Origin of the sequence: Bacteroides sp. (assembly GCF_019417265.1) — a bacterium.
GTDB lineage: Bacteria > Bacteroidota > Bacteroidia > Bacteroidales > Bacteroidaceae > Phocaeicola.
The window spans coordinates 1-5634 of the sequence record NZ_DXVR01000135.1 but is presented as its reverse complement, the minus strand read 5'-3'; the positions used below and the strand labels follow the sequence as shown (position 1 = coordinate 5634).

General features: G+C 44.9%; 5 protein-coding genes. 1 reads left to right on the top strand and 4 read right to left on the bottom strand.

Annotated features, from left to right (window positions below):
• Positions 1 to 1301, top strand: a 1301-nt coding sequence (locus tag QZ379_RS11895) for a DNA recombination protein RmuC (RefSeq protein WP_291565019.1), incomplete at its 5' end; no start/stop codon positions are given.
• 183 nt (positions 1302 to 1484) lie between these two features.
• Here the strand turns inward: QZ379_RS11895 and QZ379_RS11890 are convergent.
• From QZ379_RS11890 to QZ379_RS11875, 4 genes are all read right to left on the bottom strand, one after another.
• On the bottom strand, positions 1485 to 3323 hold the full coding sequence (locus QZ379_RS11890) for a U32 family peptidase (RefSeq protein WP_291565016.1): 1839 nt from the start codon (positions 3321 to 3323) through the stop codon (positions 1485 to 1487).
• Positions 3323 to 4246, bottom strand: a complete 924-nt coding sequence (metA, locus tag QZ379_RS11885) for a homoserine O-succinyltransferase (protein WP_204392945.1) — start codon at positions 4244 to 4246, stop codon at positions 3323 to 3325. The genes QZ379_RS11890 and metA overlap by 1 nt, the downstream gene beginning before the upstream one ends.
• 181 nt (positions 4247 to 4427) lie before the next feature.
• Positions 4428 to 5066: an FKBP-type peptidyl-prolyl cis-trans isomerase gene (locus tag QZ379_RS11880; protein WP_291565010.1), complete on the bottom strand. Its 639-nt coding sequence runs from the start codon at positions 5064 to 5066 to the stop codon at positions 4428 to 4430.
• 9 nt (positions 5067 to 5075) lie between these two features.
• On the bottom strand, positions 5076 to 5634 hold a 559-nt coding region (locus QZ379_RS11875), incomplete at its 5' end, for a His/Gly/Thr/Pro-type tRNA ligase C-terminal domain-containing protein (protein WP_291565008.1).

Genomic DNA, 5634 nt, shown 5'->3' with positions numbered 1-5634 from the left:
GATATATGATAGCGGCAAGGAAAACAGGCATACTGCAATCACAACTGAACATGCAGCAGGAACACTCAGCCGAGCTGTTGAAAAACGAACAGATAAAAGCGGTACAGCAGGCTGAAAGTCTGAAAAAAGACATACAGAAACTACAAGATAAACTTGACGAAAGCGCACGTCTATTGAACGAGGCATACACTGTTTCAGCATCACTGAAGGCAGAGAACCGCAATATGGCCGAGAAACTGGAAAGCCAGAAAGAAGAGATTGCAGCGATGCACAAGCAGTTCAATCTGGAGTTTGAAAACATCGCCAACAAGATTTTCCAGCAGAAGACAGAGACCTTCAACAAGCTGAGCACTGAAAGCCTCAGCAGTCTGCTTAAGCCTTTCGGCGACAATCTGAACGAATTCAAGCACCAAGTGGCAGAGGTATATGAGAAGGAATCGAAACAGCGTTTCTCGCTCGAAGACAGAATAAAGGAACTCGTCCTGCTGAACAAACAGATAAGCGACGATGCCAATAACCTGACAAAAGCCCTGAAAGGTGACTCAAAGATGCAGGGAAACTGGGGTGAGATGATACTGGAAAGCATACTTGAGAACTCGGGTCTGCGCGAAGGTGAGGAGTATTTCCGCCAGGAGTTTCTGAAAGACGAGAACGGAGAATATCTGAAAAACGAACAGGGACAGCGACTTCAGCCGGACGTTATGGTGGTCTATCCTGACAACCGTCATGTAATAATCGATTCCAAAGTGTCGCTAACGGCATATGCCGGATATACAGGAACTGACGATAAGGCAGAAAAAGAACAATACCTGAAAGAGCATTTGCGTTCTGTAAAGGCTCATATAGACGAACTTAGCAAGAAAGACTATTCAAAATACAACGTGTCGGCACTGGACTTTGTAATGATGTTCATCCCTAACGAACCGGCTTACGTGCTTGCACTCCAGACAGACAACAATCTGTGGAATTATGCTTATCAGAAAAAGGTGGTGCTTATGAGTCCTACCAACCTGATTGCAGCTCTCAGACTGGCTCTTGACCTTTGGAAACGGGAGTATCAGGAAAAGAACATTCAGGAGATAGTAAAACGCGGAACTGCACTTTATGAGAAGATGGCGGGATTTGCGGAAACATTCGAGAAGATTGGGGATGCGATAAACACTGCAAATACGGCATACGGCAATGCACGCTCGCAGCTGTCGGAAGGAAAGGGAAATCTCATCCGCCAGGCGGAAATGCTTAAGGAACTCGGTATTACTCCGAAGAAGAATATTCCTTCCAGACTGTTGGATGAGAAGTAATATTCAAGAATCAAGTCTGAATTGACCATACATTTTTTGGTGCTGACGATGGTCGGCAATGCTGCCGACTATAGTGGGCAGAGCTGCCGACCATAGTGGGCAATGCTGCTGACTATAGTCGGCACCAAAAAACATAGGCTTATTTTCCTTTTAATGGGGGAATCTGACAAAAGAAACTTAGGACTACTGAGCTGAATTGTCTGCAAGAACCTTCATCTGACACTGCTTGCAGTCAAACTCCAGGCGGAAGCGTCTGCCATCGGAACTTACAAGATAATATGGCTCGCGGAACGGAGAACGTACCTTGTGATGTACCGGACACCAGCCCATACTGTAGCGGATGCAATGCTTGCAGAACATCAGAACGGCATCCTTAGGCTGTTCCTTCTCGAATGCCGGCATTACTTTCAGCACTCCGTGGTTCTTGTAGAATTCGGCAGCAGAGCTGTTCATCACATTGCCGAGATATGTCAAGGTGCTTACAGGGAACTTGCTCTTCGTTTCCTTCATGCGGAACACTTCCCTGCGATAGTTTATTCTGCGAACTTCAAGCAGTTTCTCCACAGCATTACGTCTGAGTTCCGACAGTTCTGATGAAGGGATGAACCAGTTATCGGACAAATCTATCTTTATATCCTTTGCCTCAAACGGGGTGTTACCGAGCTTGCCCAACTGATTTCTCAGATTGTCAGTCTGCGGTGTGCGTGCAGGTTCTTTCGCACACTGCAGTGTGAGAGATACGCTGTTGTCGTCCTCATCTGTAAGGCTTAATGTGAATCCGAAATTGTTTTCAGTCAGACAGATATCGACCGCCATCTTTCTTTCTGCCGACTTCTTCTGCATAAGTTTCTCAAACTCCTGGTCGAAGTTACGGTAAAGTCGTGTCTTGGGTTTCAGTCTTGGCATATCCTGCGGAAATAGCTTGTTGTTCTCCACACGGTTCACCCTGAATCCCTGCAGACGGCCGTTATCGTCGATATAGCAAAGTCCGTCGCCGTTACTGAACGATTTCACTCCTGCTACGGTAAAGTAGTTTCCCCTGATTTCCTTAACCGTACCTACCTCCTCGCCTAACGACTTAGGGGTACTGAATGAGAATATTCCCGGATTTCGTCCGCGGAGGAAATAATCGGTAAATCCGCGGCTGAAACTCTTGTCAAGTTGCGGAGTGAATGTAGTTTTCACCGTGCCGGACGATGCTCTGACGTACTCCTTACGGTATTTGAATATTGCATCAAGTTTCTGACGATAGTATGCAGTGACATTTTTCACATACGATACATCTTTCAACCGGCCTTCTATCTTCAATGATGTGGCTCCGGCATCGAGCAATGCCTCAAGATTGTCGCTCTGGTTCATATCCTTGAGCGAGAGCAGATGCTTGTTCTGCTCTATTGTCTTTCCGTTGGAATCAACCAGGTCGAAAGCCAGACGGCAGAACTGGGCACATTCGCCACGGTTGGCACTTCGTCCGTAGCAAGCCTGGCTGACGTAGCACTGTCCGCTGAAGCTTACGCACAAGGCACCGTGTATGAACACCTCGAGAAGTGTTTCGGGGCAGGTATCGTGTATCTTCCTAATCTCATCGAGTGAGAGCTCGCGTGCAAGAACCACCTGACGGAAACCTATATCCGAAAGGAACTTCACCTTCTCCGGCGTACGGTTGTCCATCTGTGTGCTGGCGTGAAGGGCTATAGGCGGAAGGTTAAGGCGAGTGATACCCATATCCTGTATAATCAGGGCATCGACACCGGCACGATAGAGTTCCCATATCATTTTCTCCGTTTCCGGCAGTTCCTCATCGTGCAGAATGGTATTTACAGTGACGTATATGCGTGCGTTATACAGATGTGCATGCTCCACCAAAGCCTTGATGTCTTCTATGGAATTGCCTGCAGCGGCACGCGCGCCGAAACGTGGCGCACCGATATAGACTGCATCAGCGCCATGATTGACAGCCTCTATACCGCATTCAAGGTTCTTGGCAGGAGCAAGAAGTTCTATAGGACGTTGTTTTATCATTACTTAATCTGATTAATATCGTATGGAGTTTCCTGATATACATAGTAGTTGAGCCAGTTGGAGAACAGCAGGTTTGCAGTGCTGCGCCATCTCACTACCGGTCCCTTGTCTGGGTCATTGTCGCGATAATAGTTCTTAGGCATATCGATAGGCAGACCTTTACCCAAGTCGCGGCGATATTCTCCGTCGAGTGTAAGCGGAGAGTATTCCGAATGGCCTGTCACGTAGAATTCACGTCCGCCACGCGCCATCACTATATGTACTCCGGAATCTTCTGACTCTGAAATGATTGACAGTTCCGGACATTTCTCTATATCTTCACGGCGCACCTCTGTATGACGGCTGTGAGGAACGAAGAATTCATCGTCGAATCCGCGGAATATCGGCAACTGGCTGAATCCGTCGCAGATATGATGCTCGAAGATACCGAACATCTTCTTGTCGAGAGCATATTTAGGTACTCCATAATGATGATAAAGTCCGGCCTGAGCTGCCCAACAGATATAGAAAGTAGAGGTTACGTGGGTACGTGTCCAGTTGAATATCTCCTGAATCTCGTCCCAATAGTTGACATCCTCGAAATCGAGATGCTCAACCGGCGCTCCGGTGATAATCATACCGTCGAACTTTTCGTCGCGCATATCGTCGAAATCGCGGTAGAAAGCTTTCATGTGTTCTATCGGGGTATTCTTCGAGGTATGGCTCTTTATTTTCATGAAGTTCACTTCTATCTGCAGAGGGGAGTTCGACAGAAGACGTATAAGGTCTGTTTCTGTAGTTATCTTCAGGGGCATAAGATTAAGGATGACAATCTTAAGCGGACGGATGTCCTGCGATGTAGCCCTCGAACTGTCTATAACGAATATGTTTTCTTCCTTAAGTAAGTCTATTGCAGGAAGTTTATCTGGTAAATTTAAAGGCATAAGTGTAAGTTTTTAAGTTTATCAGTCTTTAAGTTTGTAAGTTTTAAGTTCACACCAACTAACTTATAAACTTAAAAACTAACAAACTTATTATTTTCTGCTTATAACAAAAAAGCATCCAGAACAGTGATAACCATTGTGGATGCTTTTCTATTCATTGTCGGTTATATTCCAAGTATAATTATTGGTCTACATCCGGATGTATAACCTTATCTATGTATAGTTTAAATATCAATGTGGAATATCCCTTGATGGTACTACCACTTCCGTTCTCTCCGTATCCCATCCGGTAAGGAATATATACGGTAGCTACGTCGTTCATATCGGGTTTCATATTCATCAATGCAGTGGTCCATCCTACAACAACTTTACTTACACCGAATTTAGTGAAATTGTCATTGACTTCCTTATCAAAGGTTCCGTAATAGTTTCCGTCGAAACGGACATCATTTATAAGAAAGCCCTGATATGCCACGGAAACTGTATCTGAATAGTATATTCTATTCTCTTCAATAGCAGGATCAAGGATATCCGCTTCAGAAGCATACTTCACATATACATAGTCATATACCTTATATTGATAAGGCAACATTGAAGGATTATTAGATGTGCCAAAATCTATCTTATAGTTTGAATATTTATCCCAAACTTCACCAGCCGGTGGATTTGCCGCTACTTCTGCTATTGAATCCAGAAATTGCTCGTTCCTTTCTTTCCAGTTGGCATACGGATCGGCTACCTCTGTATCTTTAGCGCAAGAGGAAAATCCGACAGTCAATGCAGAAAGTATAACTACGAGCCATGTAATTCTATTATTCATAAGCATAAATTATTGTATAGCTTTCAACAAGCTTGTGATACTTACTTTGTCAGCGATGATATTATTAAGTTCAGAAATAGCGACACGCTCCTGCTGCATTGTATCACGGTTACGCAATGTTACACAGTTGTCTTCCAATGTCTGATGGTCGATTGTGATACAGTATGGAGTACCGATTGCATCCTGACGACGGTAACGCTTACCGATACTGTCTTTTTCATCATACTGGCAGTTGAAGTGGAACTTAAGGTCGTTCATGATTTCGCGTGCTTTTTCAGGCAGACCGTCTTTCTTAACCAAAGGCATGATGGCAAGTTTAACAGGAGCCAAAGCTGCAGGCAATTTCAGAACTACACGAGTTTCGCCGTTTTCAAGTTTTTCTTCGCAGTATGATGCACTCATGATGCTGAGGAACATACGGTCTACACCGATAGATGTTTCGATAACGTACGGAGTGTAGCTTTCATTGATTTCAGGGTCGAAGTACTTGATGCTCTTGCCTGAATATTTTTCGTGCTGGCTCAAGTCGAAGTTAGTACGGCTGTGGATACCTTCTACTTCCTTGAAT